Raw genomic sequence first — 3,373 nt, 5'->3', positions numbered from 1 at the left:
CTTATATTTCTCTTATTTCAGACTTATATTTCTCTTATTTCAGACTTATATTTCTCTTATTTCAGACTTATATTTCTCTTATTTCAGACTTAAAAAAATCACAACTTTATTTTATCCCTGTACGTTAAAAACAGGGATAAAAAAATAAAAATAAGCAAGAAAAAATAAAAAAAATAAAGAATAAAAAAAATAAAAATTTTTAAAATATAAATTGTTAATTTTTTGATTTTTTTATTTTTTTTCTTTTTATTTTTTTTATCCAGTCTAAAGTTTGGTCTAAAATTTTTGTTCCTTCTACAGTTAGAATAGATTCTGGATGGAATTGAAAACCGCATATAACATCTTGAATATTTTTTATTGCCATAGGTAAACTTGAATGATGAGCATTTATTTTTAAATCATTTGGAATATTAATTCCAACTAAGGAATGATATCTAGCAGCAAAAAAAGGATTAGGTATATTTTGAAACATATCTTTTTCATCATGATATATCAATGATTTTTTACCATGTAATATTTCTTTGGATAATCCAATTTTTCCACCATATAATTCAATGATAGCTTGAAAACCTAAACAAATTCCTATAACAGGTATTTTACCTTTTATTTCTTTTAAAATATTCATCATATATCCTGAATTTTTTGGTGTTCCTGGTCCAGGAGAAAGAATTAAAATAGAATTTTTTAAATGTAATAAATGTTCAATTATTATATTTGGTTTTATGTCATTACGATAAATGTTTACTTGATGATTTTTATATCTCAAATGATCAACCAAATTATAAATGAAGGAATCAAAATTATCTAAAACTATAATATTAGTCATTTTTATTAAACTACTCTTTATTTTTTTAAATTTTATGTTTTTGATTTGATAAAAATATAGAGTTTAAAACTACTTGTGCTTTATTTCTACTTTCATTTGCTTCTTCTTGAGGAATAGAATCCAATACTATTCCTGCTCCTGATTGCACTATAGCCATTTCTTTTTCAACATATGCTGATCGTATAATGATGCATGAATCAAGAAAACCAGAAGCAGTTAAATATCCTATAGCTCCTCCGTAAGTCCCTCTTCTTTCACCTTCAAAATGAGAAATTAATTCCATAGCTTTTATTTTAGGAGCACCACTTAATGTACCCATATTCATACAAGCTTGATAAGCGTGTAAAGCATCTAATCCTTTTTTTAATTTTCCTACTACATGAGATACTAAGTGCATAACATGGGAATATTTATCAACTTTTGTTAAATTAGCAACATATCTACTACCTGGTTCACAAATCCGTGCTAAATCGTTTCTAGCTAGGTCTACAAGCATAATATGCTCTGCTATCTCCTTACAATTACTTCTCATTTCCAATTCTATTTTACTATCTAAATCCCAATTTATTTTTCCATTTTTATTAAATCCCCGACGTCTTGTACCAGCAATAGGATATAACTCTATAATTCTATTTTTAGGATTGAATTTTAAAGAACTTTCAGGAGATGCACCAAATAATGAAAATTTTGAATCGTTCATAAAAAACATATAAGGACTTGGATTATCATGTTTTAATATTTGATATGATAAAAATGGATTTTTACATTTCATAAAGAATTTTCTGGATGGTACAATTTGAAAAATATCACCTTTACAAATTAATTTTTTTATTTTTTTAATTGTATTTATAAATTTAGAATCACTTTGGTTGGTAACAACATTTTTTAGATTTTGGTAATTTTTTTTATGTTTAATAGGTATTTTATTTTCTATTTTTTTTAATTGTAAATGTATTTCTGAAATTCTATTTTTTAATCTTATTTTTTCTGAAATAGAGTTATTAAAACGAGTAGATTGAATAGTACATACTTTTTTTTTATGATCTAAAATTAAAAGAATTTCTGCTAAATAAAAACAAAAATCTGGACAATTATTTTTTGACAAAAAACTTGGAATTTCCTCAAAAATAGATATTAAATCATATGAAAAAAATCCACCTAAAAATATAGCTTTAGGAGAATTAGTAGGATTTTTTATTACTTGAAATAACAAACATCTAATTGAATCCAAAATGGAACTTGATTTTAATTTTTCATCTTCATTAATATATTTTTTTTTTTCAGGAAATTTATAAATTCTACTATTTGGAGAAGAAAATATTTCTGATTTTTTTGATAAAAAAAAATCAATAATTGGTAAAATTTTTTTACCGTTAGGAGTAAAAGATTCAAATTTTACTTTCATTCCGTAAGCAGTAATTCTTATAGAAGTATCTATAATCATCATACTTTCTAAATTTTTTTTAGTATTTATTTCAGATGATTCTAAAAGCAAAGTATTTTTTTTTTTCTGACATATTTCCTGAAAAACTACAGTAGGATCAGGATGATAAATAGATTTTTTTTTTATTATTTCAATTTCACATTGTTTATTTTCATTTTTCATATTTTTAAACTTTTTAATAATTAAATATAATTAAAAATAATCACAAAGATTTTTTCAATTTTTTACTTTTCCTTTTAAAAAAAAATGAATAAAAAACATTGAAATTAATTTTTATTCTGTATTTTTTTAATTTTCTTGCAATAAATAATTTTTAGTAAAAATATGTGCATTTTTATAATTATTTTTTCATCATATTTTTTTATATTAATTATTTCCTTTTTTAGTAAATTTTTTAAAACAAAAAAATTTTTAATAAATGCATTTTTATCATTAATTTCTATAATATTTTGTGATTTAAATTCAATTTTTTGATTATATTTAGAAATTTTGGTATAAAAAACTTTTTTTTTATTTAAAATTTCGATTTTACACTATATATATATATGTTAACTAACATATTTTTGTTTTTAAACAAATAATAATAATACATTATAAACATTAAATTAATTATTATAAAAATAAAATAATTAAAACATATAAAATAATAAAAGAATAACATATAAATATATATATATAAATAATATTCTTATAAATTTTATTTAAAATTATAAAAAAGAATTAAAAAACCTATAAAAATATATTTTTATAGGTTTTTAAATAAATTATTAAAAGTTTTTTATAACATTTTTTTAAATTTATTTATTGAAATTCAAAAAAAAAAAAATTCAAATTTGTTGAAAAAAAAAAGTTATCCCCAGACTTATCAACATCTTATACCCAGGTTTTCCACAACTTATGCACCGACCGTTTGCATATCTTGTTGAAAATTCATAAAATTAACCTATTTTTTGCATCTATTAAAACTTAAAAAGGAGGTAAGGGGGGGTAAATTAAGAATTGTCAATAGTTTTTGCATTTATTTCTCTTATTTCAGACTTATATTTCTCTTATTTCAGACTTATATTTCTCTTATTTCAGACTTATATTTCTCTTATTTCAGA

The 3,373-nt window shown here is 21.1% G+C and carries 2 protein-coding genes; both read right to left on the bottom strand.

Features of this window, described 5'->3' with window-relative positions; genetic code table 11:
• Nucleotides 1-214: 214 nt before the first annotated feature.
• Nucleotides 215-826 carry an aminodeoxychorismate/anthranilate synthase component II gene (locus tag RJU59_RS02455; RefSeq protein ID WP_343128826.1) on the bottom strand — a complete coding sequence of 204 codons (612 nt, stop codon included), beginning with the start codon at nucleotides 824-826 and terminating at the stop codon, nucleotides 215-217.
• 25 nt (nucleotides 827-851) lie between these two features.
• Complete coding sequence (locus tag RJU59_RS02450) at nucleotides 852-2,432, bottom strand: anthranilate synthase component 1 (protein ID WP_343155346.1); 1,581 nt, start codon at nucleotides 2,430-2,432, stop codon at nucleotides 852-854.
• Nucleotides 2,433-3,373 lie beyond the last annotated feature (941 nt).

The organism is Buchnera aphidicola (Kurisakia onigurumii), assembly GCF_039394605.1.
GTDB classification, from domain to species: Bacteria; Pseudomonadota; Gammaproteobacteria; order Enterobacterales; family Enterobacteriaceae; genus Buchnera_I; species Buchnera_I aphidicola_B.
Note: the sequence above shows the minus strand (reverse complement) of the source record. Positions and strands in the feature narration are given on the sequence as shown.